Source organism: Microbacterium sp. 20-116 (genome assembly GCF_041079415.1).
Taxonomy (GTDB): domain Bacteria; phylum Actinomycetota; class Actinomycetes; order Actinomycetales; family Microbacteriaceae; genus Microbacterium.
In genome coordinates this window covers 140,910-166,410 of record NZ_JBFYGP010000005.1, presented here as the reverse complement: position 1 = coordinate 166,410, position 25,501 = coordinate 140,910, and the positions used below count along the sequence as shown (strand labels likewise).

Annotated in this window: 20 protein-coding genes; 13 read left to right on the top strand and 7 right to left on the bottom strand. The window is 70.1% G+C overall.

The features are described 5' to 3' along the window. Positions 1-63: 63 nt before the first annotated feature. Positions 64-1,431: an MFS transporter gene (locus tag AB6V29_RS11660; protein ID WP_369358790.1), complete on the bottom strand. Its 1,368-nt coding sequence runs from the start codon at positions 1,429-1,431 to the stop codon at positions 64-66. A 119-nt stretch (positions 1,432-1,550) separates the two neighbouring features. On the opposite strand from AB6V29_RS11660, the gene AB6V29_RS11655 reads away from it, so the two are divergent. The 4 genes from AB6V29_RS11655 (at position 1,551) to AB6V29_RS11640 (ending at position 8,690) form a co-directional block, all read left to right on the top strand. Then, the gene (locus AB6V29_RS11655; protein ID WP_369358789.1) at positions 1,551-3,941 is read left to right on the top strand and encodes a heavy metal translocating P-type ATPase; all 2,391 of its coding nucleotides are present in this window, start codon (positions 1,551-1,553) and stop codon (positions 3,939-3,941) included. A gap of 268 nt (positions 3,942-4,209) precedes the next feature. Further along, positions 4,210-6,369: a DEAD/DEAH box helicase gene (locus AB6V29_RS11650; protein ID WP_369358787.1), complete on the top strand. Its 2,160-nt coding sequence runs from the start codon at positions 4,210-4,212 to the stop codon at positions 6,367-6,369. 89 nt (positions 6,370-6,458) lie between these two features. Further along, a complete protein-coding gene (locus AB6V29_RS11645; RefSeq protein ID WP_369358785.1) occupies positions 6,459-7,523 on the top strand; it encodes a hypothetical protein in 1,065 nt (354 codons plus the stop codon). 138 nt (positions 7,524-7,661) lie between these two features. Then, a complete protein-coding gene (locus AB6V29_RS11640) occupies positions 7,662-8,690 on the top strand; it encodes a 6-phosphofructokinase (protein ID WP_141375580.1) in 1,029 nt (342 codons plus the stop codon). Positions 8,691-9,056: 366 nt separating this feature from the next. Here the strand turns inward: AB6V29_RS11640 and AB6V29_RS11635 are convergent, their stop codons facing one another. Continuing rightward, positions 9,057-9,902: an endonuclease domain-containing protein gene (locus tag AB6V29_RS11635; RefSeq protein ID WP_369358784.1), complete on the bottom strand. Its 846-nt coding sequence runs from the start codon at positions 9,900-9,902 to the stop codon at positions 9,057-9,059. 262 nt (positions 9,903-10,164) lie between these two features. Then, entirely contained in the window at positions 10,165-12,279 is a 2,115-nt protein-coding gene (locus tag AB6V29_RS11630; RefSeq protein ID WP_369358781.1) for a S9 family peptidase, read from the bottom strand. Between the two features lie 209 nt (positions 12,280-12,488). On the opposite strand from AB6V29_RS11630, the gene AB6V29_RS11625 reads away from it, so the two are divergent. The 4 genes from AB6V29_RS11625 to AB6V29_RS11610 all read left to right on the top strand — a co-directional run bounded on the left by AB6V29_RS11625 (position 12,489) and on the right by AB6V29_RS11610 (position 16,628). Further along, positions 12,489-13,706 carry an inorganic phosphate transporter gene (locus AB6V29_RS11625; protein ID WP_267786596.1) on the top strand — a complete coding sequence of 406 codons (1,218 nt, stop codon included), beginning with the start codon at positions 12,489-12,491 and terminating at the stop codon, positions 13,704-13,706. Further along, positions 13,706-14,035: a peptidase gene (locus tag AB6V29_RS11620; RefSeq protein WP_267786597.1), complete on the top strand. Its 330-nt coding sequence runs from the start codon at positions 13,706-13,708 to the stop codon at positions 14,033-14,035. Before AB6V29_RS11625 ends, AB6V29_RS11620 begins: the two co-directional genes overlap by 1 nt. A gap of 42 nt (positions 14,036-14,077) precedes the next feature. Then, on the top strand, positions 14,078-14,980 hold the full coding sequence (locus tag AB6V29_RS11615; protein WP_267786598.1) for a phosphodiesterase: 903 nt from the start codon (positions 14,078-14,080) through the stop codon (positions 14,978-14,980). 184 nt (positions 14,981-15,164) lie between these two features. Next, positions 15,165-16,628, top strand: a complete 1,464-nt coding sequence (locus AB6V29_RS11610; protein ID WP_210071913.1) for an aspartate ammonia-lyase — start codon at positions 15,165-15,167, stop codon at positions 16,626-16,628. 60 nt (positions 16,629-16,688) lie between these two features. On the opposite strand, the gene AB6V29_RS11605 is transcribed toward AB6V29_RS11610, so the two are convergent. After that, on the bottom strand, positions 16,689-17,555 hold the full coding sequence (locus AB6V29_RS11605; protein ID WP_369358778.1) for a fumarylacetoacetate hydrolase family protein: 867 nt from the start codon (positions 17,553-17,555) through the stop codon (positions 16,689-16,691). 83 nt (positions 17,556-17,638) lie between these two features. Here AB6V29_RS11605 and AB6V29_RS11600 point away from each other — a divergent pair, with 83 nt between their 5' ends. The 3 genes from AB6V29_RS11600 (at position 17,639) to AB6V29_RS11590 (ending at position 20,048) form a co-directional block, all read left to right on the top strand. Continuing rightward, complete coding sequence (locus AB6V29_RS11600) at positions 17,639-18,799, top strand: PrsW family intramembrane metalloprotease (protein ID WP_369358775.1); 1,161 nt, start codon at positions 17,639-17,641, stop codon at positions 18,797-18,799. 172 nt (positions 18,800-18,971) lie between these two features. Then, positions 18,972-19,337 (top strand): FKBP-type peptidyl-prolyl cis-trans isomerase, encoded by a 366-nt coding sequence (locus AB6V29_RS11595; protein WP_013583439.1) that lies wholly within the window; start codon positions 18,972-18,974, stop codon positions 19,335-19,337. Positions 19,338-19,487: 150 nt separating this feature from the next. Further along, positions 19,488-20,048, top strand: coding sequence for a YceI family protein (locus AB6V29_RS11590; RefSeq protein ID WP_210071910.1), 561 nt, complete (start codon positions 19,488-19,490; stop codon positions 20,046-20,048). A gap of 101 nt (positions 20,049-20,149) precedes the next feature. Here the strand turns inward: AB6V29_RS11590 and AB6V29_RS11585 are convergent, their stop codons facing one another. Together AB6V29_RS11585 and AB6V29_RS11580 are read right to left on the bottom strand one after the other, a co-directional pair. Continuing rightward, the gene (locus tag AB6V29_RS11585) at positions 20,150-21,067 is read right to left on the bottom strand and encodes a DMT family transporter (RefSeq protein WP_307315947.1); all 918 of its coding nucleotides are present in this window, start codon (positions 21,065-21,067) and stop codon (positions 20,150-20,152) included. Positions 21,068-21,166: 99 nt separating this feature from the next. Next, a complete protein-coding gene (locus tag AB6V29_RS11580) occupies positions 21,167-22,501 on the bottom strand; it encodes an MFS transporter (RefSeq protein ID WP_369358772.1) in 1,335 nt (444 codons plus the stop codon). Positions 22,502-22,669: 168 nt separating this feature from the next. Here AB6V29_RS11580 and rpsO point away from each other — a divergent pair, with 168 nt between their 5' ends. Then, entirely contained in the window at positions 22,670-22,939 is a 270-nt protein-coding gene (rpsO, locus tag AB6V29_RS11575; protein WP_056227311.1) for a 30S ribosomal protein S15, read from the top strand. Between the two features lie 346 nt (positions 22,940-23,285). Here rpsO and AB6V29_RS11570 read toward each other — a convergent pair whose 3' ends face one another. Next, complete coding sequence (locus tag AB6V29_RS11570) at positions 23,286-24,302, bottom strand: isopenicillin N synthase family dioxygenase (RefSeq protein WP_369358769.1); 1,017 nt, start codon at positions 24,300-24,302, stop codon at positions 23,286-23,288. A gap of 216 nt (positions 24,303-24,518) precedes the next feature. Between AB6V29_RS11570 and efeU the strand changes: the two genes are divergently transcribed. Beyond that, the gene (gene efeU, locus AB6V29_RS11565) at positions 24,519-25,460 is read left to right on the top strand and encodes an iron uptake transporter permease EfeU (RefSeq protein ID WP_369358766.1); all 942 of its coding nucleotides are present in this window, start codon (positions 24,519-24,521) and stop codon (positions 25,458-25,460) included. The last annotated feature ends 41 nt before the right edge of the window (positions 25,461-25,501 follow it).

Genomic DNA, 25,501 nt, shown 5'->3' with positions numbered 1-25,501 from the left:
GCCTCGGGACCGCTCGGGCACCGCTACACCGCCCCGGGTGCGCGTGACGCCCGGGCTCGTCGCTCAGTCCTGCCGGGGCAACCGATTCCGGATGCCGAGGAACGACGCCGCAGCCCCGAGCAGCATCAGCGCCGCGGTGAAGACGGCAGCGCGGTGGAAGCCGTCGAGATCGAGCGAGCCGCCCACGACCGCCGACACCGCGGCGATCGCGAGGAGTCCCGCGACGCGCGAGACGGCGTTGTTGACGGCCGAGGCGATGCCCGATCGTTCGGTGTCGATCGCGCCGAGCACGGCCGCCGTGAGGGGGGACACCGTGGCGGTCAGGCCCAGGCCCCACACGATCACTCCGGGCAGCACCTGCGTCACGTAGGCGAAGTCGCCGCCGACGTTCAGCAGCAGGAGGGCGCCCACGGCCATCACGATCGGGCCGAGCGTCATGAACAGGCGCGGTCCGAAACGCCCCGCGAGCGCGCCCATTCGTGAGCTGAGCAGGATCATCAGCACCGTGCTCGGCAGCGATGCGAGTCCCGCGAGGGTGGCCGGCAGCCCCGCGCCCTGCTGCAGGTACACGCTCAGGACGAAGCCGTTGAGAGACAGGGCTGCGTAGACGAAGACGGTGGTGAGATTTCCCGCCCAGAAGTTGCGCGAGTGGAACAGGTCGAGCGGCATCATCGGGTCGCGCGCCGTGCGTTGGCGCACGAGAAAACCCGCGAACGACAGGATGCCGATGACCCCGGGCGCCCAGATCACCGGCGAGGCCCACCCGAGGTTCGGCTGTTCGATGAGGGCGAAGACGATGCCGCCGAGTCCCAGGGCGCACAGCACGGCCCCGAGGATGTCGACGCGCGCGCCGGGACGACGGTGGTCGCGGTGCCCGAGGCGGGCGAGCAACCACAGGGTCACCGCGATGGGCAGGACGTTCACGAGGAACACCAGGCGCCACGAGAGCGTGTCGACGAAGATGCCGCCGATGAGGGGGCCGGCGAGCATGGCGACGGTGGTCGCGCCGGTCCAGATGCCGATCGCGCGGGCCTGCGCGGGTCCGCGGAACGTCGAGGTGATCAGGGCCAGCGAGCTCGGGACCAGGAGCGCGCCGGCGATGCCCTGCAGCGCTCGGGCGACGATGAGGAACTCGGCCGTGGGGGCTGCGGCGATCGCGAGAGAGGTGATGCCGAAGCCGATGAGGCCGATCCGCAGCACCACGACGCGCCCCAGCACATCGCTCAGCGAACCCGCGACGAGGATGAACGCCCCGAGGGTCACGAGATAGGCGTCCACGACCCATTGCTGCGTCGACAGGCCGCCGCCGAGTTCGCCCGCGATCGCGGGGAGAGCGACGTTGACCACGGTCCCGTCGAGGAACGACACGAACGACGCCAGAACGGCAACCGCCAGGACGACCCGCTGCTCGCGTGTCATCGTGTCGGCCATGACTCCAGCGTAGGGTCGCGCAGGCCGGCGCGGGCGGGTGGGCGGCCCGGACGGTATCCGGCCCCGGGAATACCCCCAGGGGGTATCGTGTTGAGAACGGAGTGACCGGAGGAGGAGCCATGGCCGAGAGCACCGAAGCACCGACCGCGGAGGCCGTGCTCGATATCGAAGGCATGACCTGCGCGAGCTGCGTCGCCCGCGTCGAGAAGAAGCTCGGCCGCGTCGAGGGCGTCGAGGCCGCGGTGAACCTGGCGACCGAGACCGCGCGGGTGCGTTACCCCGCCGACCTCGACCCCGCTGCCCTCGTCGACGCCGTCCGCTCCGCCGGATACGACGCCACCGTCCGTCCGCGCCCCGCCTCTCGGCCGGCGGCGGGTGTGGCGGCATCCGCCCCTCTGCCGACCCCCACGGGCGAGCGAGCGGATGCCGGCACCTCGGCGCCCGATTCCGTCGCCGTTCCCGCGCCCGGCGGCGAGATCGACGCGGCGACCGGCCACGCGCTCGACGCGGCAGCGGACCACGCCGGCCACGTCCACGACACCGGCGACGCGCCCGGCTCCACCCCGTTGCGCGTCCGTCTGTGGGTCTCGCTCGCCCTCGCCGTGCCGGTGGTCGCCCTCGGGATGATCCCGGCGTGGCAGTTCCCGGGCTGGCAGTGGGTCTCGCTCGTTCTCACGACGCCGATCGTGCTGTGGGGCGGCTGGCCGTTCCATCGTGCGACACTGCGCAACGCGCGCCACGGCGCGGCGACCATGGACACCCTCATCACCCTGGGCACCTTCGCCGCCTACCTGTGGAGCGTGTGGGCACTCGTCTTCGGAACGGCCGGGCGGATCGGCATCCGGCATGAGGTCATGCTCTTCGGCCCGGTGCACGACGCGACCTCCGTCGTCTACTTCGAGGTCGCGGCCGCGGTGACGGTGTTCCTCCTGCTCGGGCGCGTCATCGAGCAGCGATCCACCCGGCGGGCCGGCGCGGCGCTGCGCGCCCTACTCGACCTCGGCGCTCGCGAGGCGGAACTCGCCGACGGACGACGCATCGACATCGACCGGCTCTCGGTGGGCGATGCCTTCGTCGTGCGGCCGGGCGCCACGGTCGCCACCGATGGGGAGGTGCTCGAAGGGCGTGCCTCGGTCGACGAGAGCATGCTGACCGGAGAAGCGCTGCCCGTCGACGTCGGCCCCGGGGACACCGTCACCGGCGGCACCATCGCCTCGGGCGGGCGACTGGTCGTCCGCGCGACGGGAGTGGGGGAGCAGACCCGCCTGGCCCGAATCGCCCGCCTCGTCGAAGACGCCCAGCTCGGCAAGAGTCGCGTGCAACGCCTCGCCGACCGGATCTCCGGCGTGTTCGTGCCCGTCGTCATCGTTCTCGCCGCGCTGACCCTCGTCGCGTGGCTCGTCGCCGGGCAGCCCGTGGCCGCCGGCTTCACCGCGGCCGTCGCGGTGCTCATCATCGCCTGCCCCTGCGCCCTGGGACTTGCGACCCCGATCGCGATCCTCGTCGGCACCGGTCGCGGAGCGCAGCTCGGCATCCTCGTGACCGGACCCGCGGCACTCGAGTCCGCGGAGCGCATCGACACGATCGTGCTCGACAAGACGGGCACTCTCACCTCGGGCCGGATGAGCGTCGCGCGCGTCACGACCGCCGATGCTCAGGATGCCGCCGACGCCCTGCGGCGCGTCGCCGCCGTCGAACGCGGCTCGGAGCACCCCATCGCCCACGCGATCGTCGCCGCCGCGGGCGAGGGGCCGGTCGCCACCGACCTCGAGGCCCTGCCCGGTCGTGGGGTCACCGCGACCGTGGACGGCGTACGGGTGTTCGCGGGTCGTCCGGCGCTCGCCGCGGACCTCGGCGCGCAGCTGCCCGCGGCGCTCGCCGACGCCGTCGAGGCGGGGGAGCGGCGCGGCACCGTCGTGGTTGCCGGGTGGGCCGGTCCCGACGGTGCCCTGCACGCCCGAGTCGTCATCGAGGTGGCCGACACGGTCCGCCCCGAGAGCGCCCGAGCGGTCGCGCAGTTGAAGGCCATGGGGCTGGAGCCCGTGCTCCTCACCGGCGACAACGAGCACGTCGCCCGTGCCGTCGCCGATGCACTGGGCATCGAACGCGTACGCGCGGGGGTCCTGCCCGAAGGGAAGGTCGACGAGATCACGGCCCTGCGCGCCCAGGGACGCACCGTCGCGATGGTCGGCGACGGAGTCAACGACGCCGCGGCCCTGGCATCCGCCGATCTGGGTATCGCGATGGGCGGAGGGACGGATGCCGCGCTGCACGCGAGCGACGTGGCTCTCATGCGCGACGACCCGCGGGGCATCGTCACCGCCCTCGCCCTCAGCCGGCGCACGATGCGGATCATCCGCGGCAACCTCTTCTGGGCGTTCGCGTACAACGTCGCCGCGCTGCCGCTCGCGGCGCTGGGCCTGTTGAACCCGATGCTGGCCGGGGCCGCGATGGCGTTCTCGAGCGTGTTCGTCGTGCTGAACAGCCTGAGGCTGCGCCGCGCGGCGTGAGACCCGAAAGACGTGCGGAGGATCCTCATTCAGCGTCCTGGGCGGCGACGAATTCCTCCGCCTCACGCGGAAAGCGGCTTCCGGCCGCTAGAATGATCTCGACCCCGATCTCCGCTGTCCTCGCGAGCCGTTTCGGCGTAGACGCGTTGCGGGTCGCCGACACCGCTTCTTCGGCGGCGGTTCGAGCGACGAATTCCCGGGGTCACTGATCCACCGGCATTCGCCGGACGCTCCGGATTGTCATCCGGACGACACGCTCAGGAGGAGCATGCCGACTACGGCAACCGCGTCCCGAGGCTCGAGCCAACGACGCAGGAAGACCACGTCATCCCGACGCGACGACGAAGCACCCGTCATCCCGATCCTCGCCCGCAAGGTGCGCGAGATCGAGGCGAAGGCGCAGCGCGGAAAGCTCGGGCCCACCAACCGCGTCAAGTTCCAGGTGATCGCCTTCCTCGTCCGCGAGGAGCGCGCCCGGGTCAAGGCCGACACCGAGATCACCGACGCCGCACGCGCCGAGCTGCTCAAGCGCCTCGACGGGGTCGCGACGATCCTCGCGAAGACCGCCGCCCGCGACACCTCGCTGATCCAGCTGCTCGAGGTCGACCAGGCCACCTCGCCGGTCGCCCGTCGTATGCGCCGCGACTGGCTGCTCGAATCTGGTGCCGAGCTGCCGCCCGACGAGCTCATCATCACCGACAACACGCCGAAGGTCGCCCCGGTCGTTCCCGCGGCGCTCGCCGAGAAGCAGGTCATCCCCGCCTCGATCGAGGCGCGCCAGATGGCGAACCCCTTCCTCGCACCCGACCTCACTCCCCGCTCGACCGGGGACGCCCCCCGTCGTCGCCTCGACGGCTGGGAACTCATGGGACCGCTGTACAAGGCGTTCGAGACCGGCGCCGGCGGGTCGGCCGCGAGCATGGAGCTGCCGCCCGTCCCCGAGTTCGACCGTCTCTCGCCGCGCGGGCTCGAGGTCATGCCGCACCAGTCGCGGTTCCTCGAGGCCGTCCGCACCGGCCACCGCTCGTTCCTGCTGGCCGATGAGCCGGGCCTCGGCAAGACCGCGGAGTCGGTGCTCGCGGCATCCGTCGCTGACGCGTACCCGCTGCTGGTCGTCGTGCCCAACGTCGTGAAGATGAACTGGGCCCGCGAGGTGCAGCGATGGACGCCCCAGCGGCGCGCCACCGTCATCTCGGGCGGCGGCGCCGACATCGACGCCTTCGCCGACATCTTCATCGTCAACTACGAGATCCTCGACCGACACCTCTCATGGCTGTCGTCGATCGGGCTGAAGGGCATCGTCGTCGACGAGGCGCACTTCATCAAGAACCTCACGTCGCAGCGCTCGCAGAACGTGCTGGCCCTGGCATCCCGTGTCCGTCAGCAGACCCGCGACCCGCTCCTGCTGGCGCTGACCGGTACCCCGCTGATCAACGACGTCGAGGACTTCGACGCGATCTGGCGCTTCCTCGGCTGGACGAACGGCGAGAAGCCCGGTCCCGAGCTCATGGAGAAGCTGGATGCCACGGGTCTGACGCCCGCGGACAAGGCGTTCTACCCCGAGGCGCGCGAGGCCGTGATCTCGATGGGCATCGTGCGGCGCAAGAAGAAGGACGTCGCCGCCGACCTGCCCGACAAGCTCGTGGCCGACCTACCGGTCGAGCTCGACGACGAGTTCGGCCGCTCGATCCGCCAGGCCGAGCGCGAACTCGGCGCCCGTCTCGCGGCGAAGTACCGCCGCATCATCGAGGCGCGCGGCGACCGGGGCTCCGCCGCCGGCGAGATCGACGAGGACATCGTGCGTCTCGTCGCCCACGGCGAGCTCGAGGAATCCAAGGCCGCAGGCTCGGGGAGCGAGAACGTCTTCACGATGGTCCGCCGCATCGGTCAGGCCAAGGCGCACCTCGCCGCCGACTACGCCGTGCAACTGCAGCGCTCCGTCGGCAAGGTCGTCTTCTTCGCCAAGCACATCGACGTGATGGATGCCGCGGAGGCCCACTTCAAGGCCTCCGGCCTCAAGGCCGTCTCGGTGCGCGGTGAGCAGACCTCGACCGCACGTCAGGCCGCGATCGACGCGTTCAACACCGACCCCGATGTCGGGATCGCGGTGTGTTCGCTGACCGCCGCCGGTGTCGGCCTGAACATGCAGGCCGCGTCCAACGTCGTGCTCGCCGAGCTGTCGTGGACCGCCGCCGAGCAGACCCAGGCGATCGACCGTGTGCACCGTATCGGTCAGGAGGAGCCCGTGACCGCTTGGCGCATCATCGCCGCGCACACGATCGACACCAAGATCGCCGAGCTCATCGACTCGAAGGAGGGCCTCGCGGCCCGCGCCCTCGACGGCCAGGCGATCGAGCCCGGCTCGAGCGATTCGGTTCAGCTGTCGGCGCTCATGCATCTGCTGCGTCAGGCGCTCGGCGCGGCCTGATCCGGTTCTCCCCTCGAACGCCCCGGTCGCTTCGGCGTCGGGGCGTTCGTGCGTGGCCGGTGCGACGGCCGGAAACTACGGTCGGGGACATGACCCTGGACCCCTCCGCGCTGCTGGCCGGACCCCGAGGACGACGGCTGTGCCTCGAAGTGCTTCTCGCCCAGGGGGACGGTCCGGCGGTGCAGAGGGCCGCGTGGGCGGTGTCGTGGGCCGCGCGACCGTTCGACGAGCACCGAGGCACCGTCATCGCCTTCGCGGGCGATGCGACCTCCTGCGTCGAGCCCGAGGTGAGCCCTGCCGAGGCCGCCATCGCGCTCGGCGCGGTGCGACCGCACATCGACCCGGCCGTGCTCGATACCGCCTTGGCGGTGGCGGTCGACCTCGCCGCCTACTGGCAGCCGCCGTCGGGAGAGGACGTCCTGGTGACGACGGAGGAGGTCCTCGCTGCGCTCGAGCCCGTGGCCGAGTCGGTCAGCCGTGACCCGTCGATCAGCTGGTGGACGGAGCCGGTCGCGCGCGCTGCCCAGGCCTGTGTCTTCTGGGAATCGAAGAGGTCGTCCGAGGAGCCTCTGCGCGCCCGGCTCTCGCGGTGGCGCGCTTCGATGGAGGCCGAAGAGACGCAGTTCGCGACGGAGTACGCCGGACAGGACGTCTCCGGGGTGTGGTGGTCGACACCGCCGCAGGATCTTCCTCGCTCGACCCGTGCGCGCCGTGGGGGAGAGCCCCTCGGACTGACTCTCGTCGAGGACTCGTTCGGCTGGGAGACGGCCCGCGTCCAGCCCGTGCGGGTCCCCGAGGGGGAGGTCATCGAGATCGACGGCCCCGAGGCATGGGCGCGACTATGCCGTCGGCATCCGCTGGTCGTCACCGCCTCCCGCCGCTACGTCTGGGAGATGACCACGGGCCGTGTGGGCGACTGGGTTCAGCCGGACTGGGCGGCTGTCGCGGACGAAGCCGTCGGCGTCCACCTGACGGTCGCCGGATACCTGACCACCGCGGGACGCGTCGTCGACCTCGGAGACGGCGGCGCGAGTCTGCTCGCGGGGTGGGGCCCCGATGAGACGTTCTGGTTCGACACGGTCGTCCCCTCCCGCTCGGAGGAGACGTGGTCGGTCGATCGCGGCGCGAGTGATGGGCGGTGGCGGCGGGCGTAGGAGCGGCCTGCGGGGTCGGCCGAGGGACCACCGCCCGTCCGTCACCGTGTGGCAGCAGTCCCGCCCGCGGCGATAGGGTCGAAGACGGCAACGGCGCCGACCCCTTCACCCGAACCACAGCACCAGAGGACTCTGCCCATGAAGATCGGCATCCTGACCAGCGGCGGCGACTGCCCCGGGCTGAACGCGGTCATCCGTGGCGTCGTGCTCAAGGGCACGACCAACTACGACATCGAGTTCGTCGGCATCCGCGACGGCTGGCGCGGCGTGGTCGACGGCGACTTCTTCCCGCTCACGCGTCATGAGGTGAAGGGCCTGTCCAAGGTCGGCGGCACCATCCTCGGCACGAGCCGCACCAACCCCTACGAGGGGGCACGCGGCGGCGCCGAGAACATCTCCAAGACCATGTACGGGCACCGGCTCGACGGCATCCTGGCCATCGGCGGCGAAGGCACGCTCGCCGCGGCCGACCGTCTGTCGAAGGACGGCATCAACGTGCTCGGCGTTCCCAAGACGATCGACAACGACCTCCGCGCCACCGACTACTCGTTCGGTTTCGACACGGCCGTCAACATCGCAACGGATGCCATGGACCGCCTCCGAACGACCGGTGACTCGCACCAGCGCTGCATGGTGGCCGAGGTCATGGGCCGTCACGTCGGCTGGATCGCCCTGCACGCGGGTATCGCCGCGGGTGCCCACGTGATCTGCATCCCCGAGGTGCCGATGTCGATCGACGAGATCGTCGAGCAGGTCACCCGCGCGCACGACCGCGGTCGCGCGCCCCTTGTCGTCGTGTCGGAGGGCTTCAAGCTCACGGGCATGGACGAGGCCTTCAGCGACAAGGGCCTCGATGCCTTCAACCGTCCCCGCCTCGGCGGCATCGGCGAGCTGCTTGCTCCCGAGATCGAGCGCCTCACCGGCATCGAGACCCGTTCCACCGTGCTCGGACACATCCAGCGCGGCGGTTCGCCCTCGGGCTTCGACCGCGTCCTCGCCACGCGCCTGGGTCTGCACGCCGCCGACGCTCTCCACGAAGGCGCGTGGGGCCAGATGGTGGCGATGCGCGGCACCGACATCGTGCGCGTTCCCTTCGCCGACGCCCTCGGCGAGCTCAACAGCGTGCCCCTGTACCGCTACGAAGAGGCCGCGGCCCTCTTCGGCTGAGCTTCGCTGCGTCGACGCCCCGTCCCGCCTCGTGCGGGGTGGGGCGTCGCGCTGTAGTGGGGTGTCGCGCTGTGGGGGTCGGGCGGGCGGGGCGCCTCCTCCGGATTGTCACGAGAACAGGGCGGTGCGCCCGGAACAGGGGAATCGGGGCGGTTTCGTCCTGTTCTCGTGGCATCCCCTGTTCTCGTGACGTGGAAGGGCCGCGGTATCGATTCGGTGGGCGGGTCGGCCTGACGTATGCGCTTCCTCCGGGCCGTTACGAGAACAGGGCGGTGCGCCCGGAACAGGGGAATCGAGGCAGTTTTCTCCTGTTCTCGTGGCATCCCCTGTTCTGGTGACGCAGGGGGGCGGACCGGGCGGAACGACTCAGCGGGACGGGAAGAGGTGGCGTCCCTGCGCCATCGCGAGGCGCACGGTGTCGATCACATAGGCGGGCTCGAACAGGATCTGCACGTAGTCGAAGCGGAGGACCGTGTACCCGCGCAGCACCAGCCGGGCGTCCTGGCGGAGGTCGCGGCGCCGGTCCGTCGGTGAGCTGTGGAAAGCGAACCCATCTATCTGAATCGCCAGGCGCTCGCCGATCACGGCGTCGACCGGGTGCCCGTCGACCCATACCTGCTGCCGAAGGCGGACGCCGATCGCGAGCATCAGCTCGCGGAAGTGCGTCTCGAGGCCCGAGTCGGAGAGGAACGTGGCGACGTGCGCGAACCTCGAGGCGCGGGTCGAGCGCCAACCCACCGCCGCCAGGGTGTCGGCATCCACCTTCTTCGACCGAAGTGCGGATTCCCACACGGTGAGACCGTCGACGGGAGGAAGGCAGCGAGCGACGTGGAACAGCACGTTGACGATGGGCTCGAGGGGATCGGTGCGCATCAGGGGTATGGGTGCAGTGGCGCGATGCAGTCGCAGACGTGCGTCGTCGAGGCGCGAGGCCGTGGCGGGCACCCACACGTGCACGTCTTCGCTCTGCGGTGTCCACAGGCCCATGTCATGAGCCGCGCTCACGCACGTCGACCGACCGCTGACGGATGCCGCTCTCTTCCGGCTCGAGGGACAGTCGGGCGTGACGATCCAGGAACGCCGGATGCGTTCCACCTCCGACGTCGCCACCGCCGCCGCGATCGCCCGTGGGCCGAAGCCGGCAGCCGCAGCCGAGGTCGTGTGCGCGACGCCGCCGCGTGCCGTCAACCATGCGACCAGGCTGGGTTCCATCGCACCAGACTCGCGGCCGGGAGACGCCAGTCGTCCCCTGCTTCCGCGAAATGGGGATGGTTCGGAGGAGGAGCGGCCTGGGGACGAGTGTCGGAGCAGCGCGTTCGTCACGAGAACAGGAGATGCGACGAGAACAGGGCGAAACCGGCCGATTCGCCCTGTTCTCGTGACTTCCCCTGTTCTCATGACGCAACGCCGCGGAATCCAGACGCCGAACGCCCCGCCGCGCGAGGCGACGGGGCGTTCGAGACGCGGGTCGGGCTTACTCCGCCAGGCCCAGCACGTCGAGCAACCACGCGATCTCGAAGGCGCGCTCGCGCCAGGCGTTGTAGCGGCCGCTGACGCCGCCGTGGCCGGCGACCATCTCGCACTTCAGCAGCGCGTCGGCACCGACCTCGCGCAGGCGCGCGACCCACTTCGCGGGTTCGACGTACATCACGCGGGTGTCGTTGAGCGAGGTGACCGCGAGGATGCGGGGGTATTCGACGCCCTCGCGCACGTTCTCGTACGGCGAGTACGACTTCATGTAGGCGTAGACGTCCGCATCGTGCAGCGGGTCGCCCCACTCGTCCCACTCGATGACGGTGAGGGGGAGCGAGGGGTCGAGGATCGTCGTCAGCGCATCGACGAAGGGCACGTCGGCCAGCACACCGGCGAACATCTCGGGCGCGAGGTTCGCCACGGCGCCCATGAGCAGGCCCCCGGCGCTTCCGCCTTCGGCGACGATCCGGTCGGGGGTGGTGTACCCGGCATCCACGAGGTGACGCGCCGCGGCGACGAAGTCGGTGAAGGTGTTGCGCTTGGCTCGCATCTTGCCGTCTTCGTACCACTGGCGACCCATCTCGCCGCCGCCGCGCACGTGGGCGACCGCGAAGACGACGCCTCGGTCGAGCAGCGACAGGCGCGGCACCGAGAAGCCGGGCTCGATCGAGTGTTCGTACGATCCGTAGCCGTACAGGTGCACCGGTCGGGGCGACGAACCGGGGTCGCCGAACGAGCGCTTCCACACGAGCGATACGGGCACCTGGGTGCCGTCCTCGGCGGGGGCCCAGACGCGCGCCTGCCCGTAGTCTGCGGGGTCGAACCCGCCCAGCACGGGCTGGCGCTTGCGCAGCAGCAGTTCGCCGGTCTCGACGACGTAGTCGTACACGGTGCCGGGGGTGACGAACGAGCCGTAGCCGAGGCGCAGCACCGGGGGTGCGTATTCGGGGTTTCCGCCGGTGCCGACACTGTACAGCGGCTCGTCGAACCCGATCTCGGTCACGGCGCCGTCGGCGTACGACAGCATGCCCAGGCGTGCGAGGCCGTCGCGCCGGTAGCCGACCACGCCCCAGTCGCGGAAGGTGTCGACGCCCAGCAGACGGTGGCCGGTGCGGTGCGCGATCACCGTCTCGCGCGGACCCTGAGGATCGGATGCCGAGACCCGCACGAGCTCGAAATCGAGAGCGCCGTCGTTGTGCAGGATGTACAGCACGTCCTCACCGTCGACCACGGCGTGCGAGGAGGAGTACTCGACGCCCTCGCGGCGCGGCCACACCACGCGGGGTTCGCCGCGGAGGTCATCGGCATCGAGGATCCACTCCTCGCTCGTGATCGACGAGCCCATCTCGATCACGAGGAAGCGGTCGCTGCGGGTGAAGTCGGCGCCGATCCAGTACCGATCGTCGGGCTCGTGGAAGAGCTTCGCGTCGTCGCTGACGGGCGTTCCGATCTCGTGCAGCCACACGGTGTCGGGCCGCCAGGCGTCGTCGACGGTGGTGTAGACGATGAAGCGCCCGTCGGGCGAGAACGTCGCACCCGAGAAGGTGCCGGGGATCTCGTCGGCGAGCGTCTCGCCGGTGGTGAGGTCGCGCACGCGAACGGTGTAGCGCTCGTCGCCCGCGACGTCGATGCCGTAGAGCATGCGCGTGCCGTCGTTCGAGACCTCGAAGCTGCCGAGCGAGAAGAACTCGGTGCCTTCGGCCTCGACGTTGCCGTCGAACAGCACCTGCTCGCCGGGGACGGGGGAGTCGGGCGAGAGGGTAGGCGGCGTCCAGTCGTCGGGGGAGTCGAGGGGGGCGCGGCATTGGATGCCGTACTGGGCCCCGGCGACCGTGCGACCGTAGTACCACCAATCGCCCCGGCGCGCGGGCACCGACAGGTCGGTCTCGAGCGTGCGGCCCTTGATCTCACCGAAGACCGTGTCGCGAAGGGGGGCGAGGTGCGCGGTGCGCTCGCCCGTGTAGGCGTTCTCGGCCTCGAGGTGCGCGAGAACCTCGGCATCGTCCTTGGCGCGCAACCACTCGTAGGGATCGTCGAACGTGTCGCCGTGGTGGGTTCGCGCGACAGGGCGGCGGTCGGCGACGGGCGGGGTCAGCTTCGGGTCGAGATCGGTCACCGTCCCACGCTAGTGCGCCCGTGCGTGATCGGTCCGCGAAAATGCTCAGGATGCCGGCGCCTCGACGCTGCGCAAGTTTGACCGTCGCGGTCCTCGGTGAAAGGATGTCGAGGCGACCCCGGTGAACGGGTGTCGAACTCCAGGTGAACTCTTCGTTCGTCGCGCCGATCCCGTCGGCATCCCCTCTTCCTTCTCACGGAAAGCGAACGGTGGAGAGCGCAGCCCTCATCATCGTGCTGGTCATCGCGCTGGCACTGTTCTTCGATTTCACCAACGGATTCCACGACACCGCGAACGCGATGGCCACCCCCATCGCGACCGGTGCGCTGAAGCCGAAGGTCGCCGTCCTGCTGGCCGCCAGCCTCAACCTGGTGGGCGCGTTCCTGTCGACCGAGGTCGCCAAGACCATCTCGGGCGGGATGATCCGCGAGGACCAGCTGAGTCCCGACATCTTCCCGCCGATCATCTTCGCCGGCCTCATCGGCGCGATCACGTGGAACATGCTCACGTGGCTTCTGGGTCTTCCCTCGAGCTCGTCGCACGCTCTGTTCGGCGGCCTGATCGGCGCGACGCTCGTGGGCGTGGGTGCCTCGGCGATCGACACCGGCGTGGTGTTGAGCAAGGTCATCCTGCCGGCGCTCATCGCGCCTCTCACGGCCGGGATCATCGCCTTCGCCGTGACCAAGATCGCGTACGGCATCACCCGCCGTTACGACATGAAGGCCGATGGTCGCGACGGCTTCCGCTGGGGCCAGATCTTCACCTCGTCGCTGGTCGCCCTGGCGCACGGCACGAACGACGCCCAGAAGACGATGGGTGTCATCACGCTCGCCCTCATCACGGTGGGCTGGCAGTCGACGTCGAACCCGGACCCGCAGCTCTGGGTCGTCTTCGCGTGCGCGCTGACGATCGCCCTCGGAACCTACATGGGCGGCTGGCGCATCATCCGCACGCTCGGCAAGGGCCTCACCGACGTGAAGCCCGCCCAGGGGTTCTCGGCCGAGACCTCCACGGCCGCCACGATCTTGGCATCCAGCGCCCTCGGCTTCGCCCTGTCGACGACGCAGGTTGCCTCGGGCTCGGTCATCGGCTCGGGCCTCGGACGCCGCGGCTCGACCGTGCGCTGGAACACCGTGGGCCGCATCATGATCGGCTGGGTCCTCACCCTGCCCGCCGCCGGTGCGGTGGGAGCTGCCGCGGCTTTGATCGTCGTGTGGCTGGGCGGCTGGGGGGTCGCCGTCGACGCCGTCATCGCCGTCGTCATCATCATGGGGCTGTTCCTTCGCTCGCGGCGCGACTCGGTCACCTCGGCCAACGCGATGAGCGAGGTCGCCGACTCGGGGGCCGCGGTCAACGTGCCCCGCAAGCCCGGACCCACGCGTCGTCAGCGCCGTCTCGAGCGCGACAAGGTCGGGAGAGACGCCTGATGCTGATCAACTGGGAAGCCTTCCTCCACGTCTTCGTCGCCGCGATCGTCGGCGCCTCGATCGTCGTGACGTTCTACTCGGTCGGCCTGCGCCTGCTCGTGCGCGGTGGCCGCCCGCCGCTGGTGTCCCCGGCGGAGTTCACGGATGCCATCACGGTGCTCACCGACAAGCAGAAGCGCCGCGCCGAGAAGGCGGTGGCCAAAGCGGCCAAGAAGAACCCGCTGAGCGACGCGCAGAAGCGCGTGTCGTTGATCGGCGCGTACCTCTGCTTCGCGGTGTGCGCGGCAGCCGTGCTCGGTGCTCTGCTGCTGATCCTCTTGCGTCACTGAGACCTCGGACGCGATGTCGGAGCCCCCTCGTAGGCTGAAGACATGGCATCCGTGCAGTTCGGTCAACACGCGCCCGCGGCGCGCGTGATCCTTCACCTCAGCGACACACACCTGCTGGGTGGCGATCGTCTGCTCGGCGACCGATACGACACCGCGCTGCACCTTCGCCGGACGCTCGAGGCCGCCGAGGCGACCGGGGTGCGGCCGGATGCGGTGGTGTTCACGGGCGACCTCACCGACCTCGGCGAGCCCGAGGCCTATCGTGCGCTGCGCGACGCGGTCGAGCCGTGGGCCTCGCGCCTGGGCGCACCGGTGGTGTGGGTCGCCGGGAACCACGACGAGCGCCCCGCCCTTCGTGAAGGGCTCCTCGACGCCGAGCCGACGCAGCAACCCGTGACGGGGGTCTGGGATCTCGACGGCCTGCGGCTCATCGCGCTCGACTCGAGCGTCCCCGGCTGGCACCACGGCGATCTCGACGCCGCGCAACTCGACTGGCTGCGCGCCGAACTCGCCGAGCCGGCTCCGCTGGGCACGATCCTGGCGCTCCACCACCCGCCGCTGCCCACGCACATCCCCTTCTTCGACATCCTCGAGCTGCGGGACCAGCCGGGCCTCGCCGCGGCCATCGCCGGGAGCGACGTGCGGGCGATCCTGGCGGGGCACCTGCACTACTCGACCTCGGGCACCTTCGCCGGCGTTCCCGTGAGCGTCGCATCGGCCTCCTGCTACACGATGGATCTCGCGCGCCCCGCGGACGCGGTCAACGGTATGGATGCCGGGCGATCGTTCCACCTCGTGCACGTCTGGGACGAAACGATCACCCACGCCGTCGTCCCCGTGGTCGACGTCGAGGCGTCGGGATTGTTCACCCCGGAGTGGACGGCGCGCATGGCGGCGCTCAGCCCCGACGAGCGTCTCGAGGCGTTCTCGCGAAAACGGTCCTGAGCGGCAGAGCCCGGCCCCGCGTCCGCCTGCCCGGTCTGAGGCCCGGCCGGGCGCGCGCGGCGGCAATAGACACTACGGAGCGCGCAGATCCGTCGACCGGCCGCCGTGTCCACTGGCCCGGGTAGCGGTGCTCGTTAGGCTCGTGGCATCCCCTCTTCACCATGACACCCACGAGGACTCCCACATGGCTTTGGACGCAATGACGCGCACCCGTACCGAGACCGACTCCCTCGGATCCCTCGAGATCCCCGCCGACGCGTATTGGGGGATCCACACGGCTCGAGCGCTCGAGAACTTCCCGATCGCCAAGCGTCCCATCTCGGTCTATCCCGACCTCGTGCGCGCCCTCGCGATGGTCAAACAGGCGTCGGCGCGCGCCAACCGCGAGATCGGCGTGCTCGATCACGACAAGGCCGACCTCATCGACCGTGCCGCTCAGCGCGTGATCGACGGTGAGTTCCACGACGAGTTCACCGTCGGCGTCATCCAGGGCGGGGCCGGCACCTCGACCAACATGAACGCCAACGAGGTGATCACCAACATCGCCCTGGAGCTTGCGGGACGTGAGAAGGGCGACTACGCCTTCCTCTCGCCGATCGACGACACGAACCGCAGTCAGTCGACCAATGACGTGTATCCGACGGCGATCAAGATCGGCCTCGCCCTCACGCTTCAGAGCCTGCTCGAGGAGCTCAAGCTCCTGCGGCAGTCGTTCCTGTCGAAGTCCGAGGAGTTCCATGACGTGCTGAAGGTGGGGCGTACGCAGCTGCAGGATGCCGTGCCGATGACGCTCGGACAGGAGTTCCACGGCTTCGCCACGACCCTCGGCGAGGACTACAGCCGCCTCACCGAGAACGCCTACCTGCTCTACGAGATCAACATGGGCGCGACCGCCATCGGCACCGGCATCACCGCCCACGCGGGGTACGGGGGAGCGGTGCTGCGGCACCTGCGCGAGATCACCGGCCTCGACCTCGAGACGGCGACCGACCTCGTCGAGTCCACGAGCGACACGGGCGCCTTCATGTCGTTCTCGTCGTCGCTCAAGCGCAACGCCGTGAAGCTATCGAAGATCTGCAACGATCTTCGCCTGCTCTCGAGCGGTCCCCAGGCGGGCCTGGGCGAGATCAACCTCCCCGCGCGCCAGGCGGGCTCGAGCATCATGCCCGGCAAGGTCAACCCGGTCATCCCCGAGGTCGTGAACCAGGTCGCCTTCTCGGTGGTCGGTGCCGACATGACGGTGACGATGGCCGTCGAAAGCGGTCAGCTGCAGCTCAACGCCTTCGAGCCGGTCATAGCCCACTCCATCTACCAGTCGATCACCTGGATGCGTCAGGCCATGTGGACCCTTCGCGTCAACTGCGTCGACGGCATCACGGCCAATCGCGAGCGGCTCGGCGCGATGGTCGGCTCCTCCGTCGGCGTCGTGACCGCCCTCACTCCGTTCATCGGCTACGCCGCCGCCGCGGCCCTGGCCAAGACGGCGCTGCTCACGCACCGCAACGTCGCCGACCTGGTCGTCGAGGCCGGGCTGATGACGCGCGATGAGGTGCTCAAGCAGATCTCGCCCGCGCGCCTCTCGGGCCTGCAGGCCGTCACGGCCGCGATTCCGATCGTGCGTGCGGCGGACAGCGTCGTCGAGGGCTGAGCCCCGCGAACAGCGAAGGGCCGGGACGCGTTCGTCCCGGCCCTTCTGTTCGTCCCGACGTCAGCCGAGGATGCGGCAGTGCGTGGTCAGCTCGCCGATGCCGTCGATGCCGACGGTCACGGTCGAACGGTCGCGCAGGAAGATCTGCGGGTCGCGAGAGTAGCCGGCGCCCCCGGGACTACCGGTGGAGATGAGGGTGCCGGGCAGGAGGGTCACCGACTCCGACAGCTTGTTGATGAGGGTCGCCACCGAGCGCACCATCTGGCCGGTGCTGGCATCCTGCACCGTGTGCCCGTCGACGACGGTCCAGATGTGGAGGTCCTGCGGATCGGGGATCTCGTCGGCGGTCACGACGAACGGGCCGGTCGGGGTGAACCCGTCGAACGACTTGCAGCGCGACCACTGCGCCTCGGAGAACTGGATGTTGCGCGCCGTCACGTCGTTGACGACCGTGTACCCCCAGACATGGTCGAGGGCGTCCTCCTCGGCGATGTCACGACCCGGACGGCCGATGATGACGCCGAGCTCCGCCTCGTAGTCGACGGCCTCGCTGAGCGAACGCGGCCACGAGGTGGTCTCGCCGTGGGCGGTGAGGGAGTTCGGCCAGAGGACGAAGACGGTGGGGCCGGCATCGGTCTTGAGTCCGAGCTCTCCCGAGTGGGCCGCGTAGTTGAGCCCGACCGCGAGGATCGAGGGCGGCGCGAGCACCGCGGAGGCGTATCGGATGCCGGAGAGCGGATGCCGCGGAGCGCCGGCCGCGGCGTCGCGAACGCGCCCCAGCAGCTCGTCGCCGCCGGCGATCAGCTGCTCGAGGGTGCTCGGGGCACCGGCGAAGAACTCGTCCACGAACGAGAACTCCTCGCCCTGGACGCTGACGAGACGGGGGGCTTCCGCCCCCTCCTGTGCACGGACGTGGGCGAAACGCATGCCTCCACGCTACCGGCCCGGGCCCGGTGGGGGAGTCCGCAAGCCCCGGATGCCGTGTCCGAGGCCGCCTCTAGGCTGTGCGCATGACCTATCCCTCGCCGCTGTCGCAGCCCGGATCGGCCGATGCGCCCCGCATCTCGACGGCTCCGCAGGCGGCCGTCTCGGCAGCCCCGCCTCGCTCGCGCCGGGGTGGCGTGGCGCTGTGGATCGTGGCGGTGCTCCTGGTGCCGCTGCTCGCGCTGTTGGTCCGCTACTTCACCGGATTCCTCGGCACCGCCGCGTCGTTCATCGGCCTCGTGCTCGCCACGATCCCCTTCGTGATCGTGTGGTTCGCCGTGCGCTACATCGATCGGTGGGAGCCCGAGCCGCGTCGCCTGCTGGTCTTCGCCGTCGCCTGGGGCGCCATCGCCTCGGTCACGCTCGCGCTCGGCGTCGACCTCGTCGTCACGCTGGTCGTCGGTTCGCAGCCGCCGGCATTCAGCAGCGTCATCCAGGCGCCGATCGTCGAAGAGCTCGCGAAGGGCCTGGGCGTGCTCCTCGTCTTCTCTCTCGCTCGCCGCGCGTTCGACGGCCCGGTCGACGGCATCGTCTACGGTGCGCTCATCGGGGCCGGCTTCGCCCTCACCGAGAACGTGCAGTACTTCGCCATCAGCTACCTTGAGGGAGGCCCGGGGCAGGTCGCGAGCACGTTCTTCCTGCGCGCCGTGCTCTCGCCGTTCGCTCACGTGATGTTCACGAGCCTCACCGGGTTCGCCTTCGGGCTGGCCGCGCGCCGGGGGCTGCGCACCGGCGCGGCACTGCGTTACGCGGTCCCCGGAGTCATCGGTGCGATCGTGCTGCACGCCCTGTGGAACGGCTCCGCCACCTTCTTCGACTTCTTCGAGCTGTACGCCGCGCTTCAGGTGCCGCTGTTCGTGTTGTTCATCCTCGGCATCCTGGCCCTCCGCCGCGAGGAGTCGCGATTGACCCGTGCGCGGCTGGGCGAGTACGCCGCGGCGGGATGGTTCACCCCCCAAGAGGTCGACATGCTCGCCACCGCCCCGGGGCGGCGTTCGGCCCTGGCCTGGTCGCGCACGCTGCCCGGAGACCGCTCGGCGGTGATGAAGGGCTTCATCGCGGATGCCACGGCTCTCGCCGCCGCGCGGCAGCGCACCCTGTCGGGTCGCGACCCGCACGCTCCGGCCACCGAGCGGTATCTGCTCGAACGGACGACGGCCGCGCGGGCGACGCTCCTGCGCCCCTGACCCGGCACCGCGGCGGGGTCTTGACACCGTCGAAGGGCAGGGGCACCATCGATGTAGGCCAACTCAGCGCCCGGTAGACACGCAGGCATCGCCGCGGCACCGGGCGCTGAGTCTTTTCTCGGCTCCGTGTCCAGGGGCTTCGCGGGCGCGCTCGCCGTGCTTGGATGGAGGCATGACTGATCGCACCAAGCCGGAGTTCGACGCTCCCAGCGGCCCCGCCCCCTCCGACCTCGTCATCCGCGACATCATCGTCGGCGACGGCGACGAGGCCAAGCCCGGCGACACGGTCACCGTGCACTACGCCGGTGTCGAGTACGAGTCGGGTGAAGAGTTCGACTCCTCCTGGGGTCGCGGCGAGAGCATCCAGTTCCCGCTCCGCGGCCTGATCCAGGGTTGGCAGGACGGTATCCCGGGCATGAAGGTCGGCGGACGCCGCGAGCTCGTGATCCCGCCGCACCTGGCCTACGGACCCGCCGGTGGGCACTTCCTGGGCGGCAAGACCCTCATCTTCATCATCGACCTGCTGAAGGTCGGCTGATCGGGCGTTCTTCACGGAACGTTCACGAACCCGAGGGGGCGTCGGCCTCCTCGGGTTCGTTATTTCGCTCGATCGTGGAATACATTCGTATGAATGGGAGTTGACCCCCGGCAGGACGCCGATGCGGCTCCCCAGACCTTTAGGAGTGACATGACTGACACCACCGCCCTCGACATCCCCGGCTACAAAGCGGGCACCTGGGTCCTCGACCCGTCGCACAGCGAGGTCACCTTCTCGGTGCGCCACATGATGATCTCGAAGGTCCGCGGCACCTTCGGCATGAAGAGCGCCACGATCGTCGCTCCCGAGAACCCCCTCGAGGCCACCGTCGAGGCCTCCGTCGACGTCACCTCGGTCGACACTAAGGACGAGGGCCGCGACCAGCACCTCCGCTCCGCCGAGTTCTTCGACGTCGAGACCTACCCGACGATGGACTTCCGCTCCACCGGCGTTCGCGTCGAGGACGGCGACTTCCTCGTCGACGGCAACCTGACCATCCGCGGCATCAGCAAGCCCGCCACCTTCGCGCTCGACTTCGGCGGCTTCGGCACCGACCCGTGGGGCAACTACAAGGCCGGCGCCACCGCGAAGACGGTCGTCAACCGCGAAGACTTCGGTCTCACCTGGAACGCCGCCCTCGAGACCGGCGGCGTGCTCGTCGGCAAGGACGTCACCATCGAGCTCGACCTGCAGCTCGCGCTCCAGGCGTGATCTCGCCGCAGCTCGCGCTGCGGACATGAAACATCGCGAAGGCCCCGGGTGCTCGGCATCCGGGGCCTTCGTCGTTCCCGCGGGGTGATTCTCGCGGAGCGTCAGGAGCGGGTTCGACCCGAGAGGCGGATCCGCTGCTGGACGAGGAGGATGCCCACGAACACGACCGCCGCGCCCACGGGCTCGTTCCACGAGATGCGCTCACCGAGCACCAGGATGCCGAGAGCCACCCCCACCACCGGCGTGATGTACGTCACGGTCGAGGCGCGGGTGGGCCCCCAGGCGCGGAGCGTGTTCTGGTTCCAGACGTAGGCGATGCCCGTGCCGAGGACCCCGAGGGCGACGATGCTCCCGACGACCGGCAGGGTCAGCTGCATCGGCTCGGCGAGGATGAACGGTGAGAGCAGCACCATGAACGCCGCCGCCGGGCCGATGTAGCCAAACGCGAACGCGATGCCCGAGAGGCCGGTGTCGCCGAGGAAGCGGCGCATGTACGCGAGGCTGAAGCCGTAGCAGGCCGTCGCGCCCAGGAGAGCGATCTGCGCGATCGTGCTGTCGCCCACATCGGCCGCGGCGCCCGGCGCGATGATCACCACCACGCCCGCGATACCCACGGCGATGCCGACCAGCTGGCCGACCTTGAGGCTCTCGACGCGGAACACCGCCCACGCCATGATCGCGGTCATGATCGGCGTCGTCGCGTTGAAGATGCTCGCCAGGCCGGACGACACGTGCTGCTCGGCCCACGCGAACAGCAGGAACGGAACGACGCAGAAGCTCAGCGACAGCACGCTCAGGTGCCCCCAGACGCGTCGACTGCGGGGAAGGCGCTCGCGGCGGATCGCCACGATCGCCGCGAGGGCGAGGGCGCCGAACAGCAGGCGCCCGCCGGCGACCTGCGCCGGGGTCATGCCGGTCAGGGCCACGGCGATGAAGAGGAAGCTCGACCCCCACACGACGCCGGTGAGCACGAACTGCACCGCGATCGAGACGGGCGAGGGAGCGGAAGTGGATGCCACGATCCCGACCCTAGGGCCGAGGTGCGACATCGAGTGGGCTCCGCCGATGCGACGTCCGTAATCCGCCGACGGTCGGCAGTTGCTGCGCCTCGCGCCCGGTCAGGGCTGGGGGTCGAGGGCGTCGTAGTGGCGGAAGCGCGGCGAGAAGCGCACCAGCGTTCCGACGAGGGCGAGGATCAGGATCCCGCCGAACAGGGGTGGAACCCACAGGGCGGCGAGGGTCGCCAGAGTGCCGGCGTACAGGGCGCCGACGCGGGGGCCACCGGCCACCACGACGATGAAGATGCCCTGCAGGCGACCGCGCATGGCATCCGGAACCGCCGCCTGCATCATGGTCGACCGGTAGATCGCGCTGACATTGTCGGCGGCTCCCGACACCGCCAGCACGACCGCGGCAAGGGCGATGAGGGCGACCGCGGCGTGGGTCTCGTCGACGAGAGCGGGACGCAGCCACCCGAGGGTGGCGGCGAGCAGCACCAGCCCGAAGAGGCCGATGGACAGACCGTAGACCTGGATCGCACGCTCGATGCCGAGCCCCTGCCGGCGCACCCGGCCGACCGGGCCCGAGAACAGGCTCGAGAAGAAGGCGCCCGCGGCGACCGCCGCGGTGAGGATTCCGGTGGTGATCGCGCCACCACCGAGCAGCACCGCGCCGATCGCGGGGAACAGGGCGACCGGTTGGCCGAAGGTCATCGCGATGATGTCGAGGATGTACTGCAGGCGGATGTTGGGTGCGCGGCGCAGGAAACGCACGCCGTCGCGGAACGACTGCAGCCCCGGGCGCACGATCTCGCCCTCGGGGCGGAGCTTGGGCAAAGACCACAGGCCGAGGAACAAAGAGGTCATCAGCAGCACGTCGAGCGAATACGTCCAGGCGTAGCCCGCGACCGCCACGAGGACACCCGCCAGAGCCGGACCCGCCATGACCATGACTCCCACGGTGACCCCCTGCAGAGCCGCAGCGGCGGGCAGCAGATCGCGGGGGATGAGGCGCGGGGTGATCGCCGACTTCGTGGCCATGACGATCGAGTTCGCCGCGGAGTTGAGCACGCTGAGGGCGAAGAGCCAGGCCACGGTCTCGAGCCCCGTCCACGCGAGCACGGCGAGCAACGCCGTCGACGCGAACGTGACCACCGCGGCGAGCAGCGCGACGGTACGCCGGTCGAAGGCGTCGGCGAGCATGCCGCCGTAGAGCCCCGCCGCGATCATGGGGAGCAGTCCCGCGACCGCGATCATCGACACCGCGAGAGTGCTCTGGGTGAGTTCGAACACGTGGAGCATGACGGCGACGACCGTCAGCTGGCCGCCGAGTCCGGCGAGCGTCGAGCCGACCCACAGCCGTGCGAATGCCGGAGAGGTCGTGAGGGGCTGCAGATCGATGAACGCGCCGCGCGCGCCTCGGCGCGGGGGAGCGGCGGGATCGGTCTGACTCACGGATCGAGGCTACGCCAGCCCTCCGACACCGGACGCCGCGGACCGGTGCGGTGTCGGCATCCCGATGCTGGTAGACTCATGCGGTTGCCGTTCGATCGGCCGCGGATAAAGAGAGCTCGCACATCGTGTGACGGGCGCCGCGCAATGAGAAGGAAGGGGATCCCATCTATGGCACTCGAAGCAGACGTCAAGAAGGCGATCATCGAAGAGTACGCGACGCACCCCGGTGACACCGGATCCCCCGAGGTGCAGGTCGCGATGATGACGCAGCGCATCAAGGACCTCACCGAGCACCTCAAGACCCACAAGCACGACCACCACTCGCGCCGTGGGCTCTTCCTGCTCGTCGGTCAGCGCCGCCGCCTGCTGGGTTACCTGCAGGACGTCGACATCAACCGTTACCGCTCGCTCATCGAGCGTCTCGGTCTGCGTCGCTAATCGCACCAGCGTTCTATCGCGCAAAACATTCTTGGAAGGCCGCCCCACGGTGTGGGGCGGCCTTCGTCATTCCCGGATGCCGTGCCCTCGCGGCGTGTGCTCGTCGTCCCGTCACGATGCGTCGGCGTCGTGCGGCCACATGCACCGGGTCGCACGCATAAACGCGATCGGCGCCCATAAACGCGGTGTGCACGCGTTTATGGGCGCCGACGGTGTTTATGCGCGGAGCTGTGGCCCGGCGGCCCTGTGGCCCTGTGGTCCCGTGGCCCTGAGGTCCGGCGGCCGCGCGGCCCTGCGGCCCGCGGCCATGCGAACGGTCGCGGGCGGCGGTCGCGCGGTGGACGCGTCAGGATGCCGTGCGCGCGGCGAGCAGGTCGGAGTGCCAGCGCTCCGCCACATCGGGGTGGGCGCGCAGCCGTGACTTGAGGGCATTCTCGCCGTAGGTGGCGTGGATGGGGTTCGTGGGGTCGTCCTCGACGCCGCGGGCCTCGGCGGCGAGATCGGCCGGCAACTCGATGATCGGCAGACGTGCATCCAGGGCGGGGTTGAAGAAGAACGGCACCGAGATGCGCTCGTCGGGGAACCGCGGCGAGATCACGCGGTGGTTCGTCGCGCGCAGGTACCCCTGCGTGGCGTACTCGAGCAGCTCTCCGATGTTGACGACGAAAGCTCCCGAGACCGGGGGAGCATCGACCCACTCTCCCTCGCGCTCGACCTGCAGTCCACCCTTGCCGGGCTCGACCCAGAGCAGGGTGAGGACGCCGGAGTCCTTGTGGGCACCGACACCCTGCTGGGGCGTCGGGTCGTCCTTGCCGGGGTAGCGGACGATCTTGATGAGGGTCTGCGGGTCGCCGAAGTGGCGGTCGAAGTACTGCTCCTCTGCGCCGAGGGCGAGCGCCCACGCGCGCAGCAGCTTGCGGGCGACGCCGGTGAGGTGGTCGTGCCACTCGGTGACGACGTCTTTCAGCTCGGGCTGCGCCGACGGCCACAGGTTCGGGCCGATGAGCCGGTTGTATCCCGGACCGTCGGGGTCATCGATCGCGTCGCGCTCGGGGCCGATGTCGATCTGTTCGCGCCAGTCGACGCGACCCTGGGTGCGCTCGCCGCCGACGCGGGTGTAGCCGCGGAAGTGCGGGCTCGTGACGTTCTCGATCGAGAGCTTCTCGGCCTCGGGAAGCGCGAAGAAGTCCGTGGCCGCCTGGAGTAGGCGCGCCTCCAGCTCGGGGCTCACGCCGGTGCCGGTGAGGTAGAAGAAGCCGACGTCGTGGGTCGCGGCGCGCAGCTCTTCGCGGAAGCGGGAGGCGGCATCCGGGCCCTGGTCGAGGAGCGACAGGTCGAGCACGGGGAGGTTCAGGTCGGACATGCGTCGAGGCTAGGTCGTCTCCGAGGTGCGCGCCGAAATGTTGCCGACGGTTACCGACGACACCGATGAGCCGGGTGAAATGGGCCGATCCCCGCCGACCGGCGGGGTGCGGAGGGGCAGGGGATTGCGTAATGTGTACTGGTCAGGTGAGGCTTCCCTTACCTACCCGCAGCGCCGCGGCTCCCACCCGAGAATCGAAAGTCGGAACACCCGCCCGTGCTCGCCACCTTCCTCATCGGCCTTCGCGAAGGCCTCGAAGCCGCTCTCGTCGTCGGCATCCTCGTCGCCTACCTCACGCGCCTCGACCGGCGCGACGCCCTGCCGCGCCTGTGGGCGGGTGTCGGTCTCGCCGTCGCTCTCGCCCTCGCCATCGGTGCGGTGTTCACTTTCGGTGCATACATGCTCACGTTCGAGGCGCAGGAGCTGCTCGGCGGCGGCCTCTCGCTGCTGGCGGTGGCCATGGTGACGTGGATGATCTTCTGGATGCAGCGCGCCGGCCGCACGCTCAAGGCCGGCCTCGAGGGGGGTGTCGACAGGGCTCTGCGAGGCGGCGTCTGGGCGCTCGTCGCGATCGGGTTCGTCTCCGTTGCGCGCGAGGGCGTCGAGACGACGCTGTTGCTGTGGTCCATGGTCCAGTCGTTCGGCGACGCCCCGACGGCGCTCGTCGGGGCTCTCCTCGGTCTCGCCGCGGCCGTCGTGCTCGGCTGGCTCATCGCCCGCGGCATGCTGCGCCTCGACCTCTCGCGTTTCTTCACGTGGACGGGCGGATTCCTCGTCGTGGTGGCAGCGGGTGTGCTCGCCTACGCCTTCCACGACCTGCAGGAGGCCGGGGCGCTCCCCGGTCCCTTCGGTGCCGGCGCCCCGGTCGATGCGGCGACGGGTTCGGTCGCGACCGGCTGGGCGGGCTTCCCCTTCGGCTGGGCGTTCGACGTCTCCGGGGCGATAGCCCCCGGCGGCCCTCTGGCCGCGCTGCTGCAGGCCACGGTCGGCTTCATGCCCCAGATGACCTGGCTGCAGGTCCTCGCGTGGATCGCCTACGTAGCGGTCGTCGTGCCCCTCTTCGTGCGGGGCGTCCGCGCCAACCGCCGATCGCGTGGAGCCGTCGAGGCCGCGCCCGCCCCCGCCCCGACCCCCGACGCGGCGACCGCCGCCCCGTAGCCCCCGACGCCGCTCGCGTGCCCGACGCCGCGGCATCCACC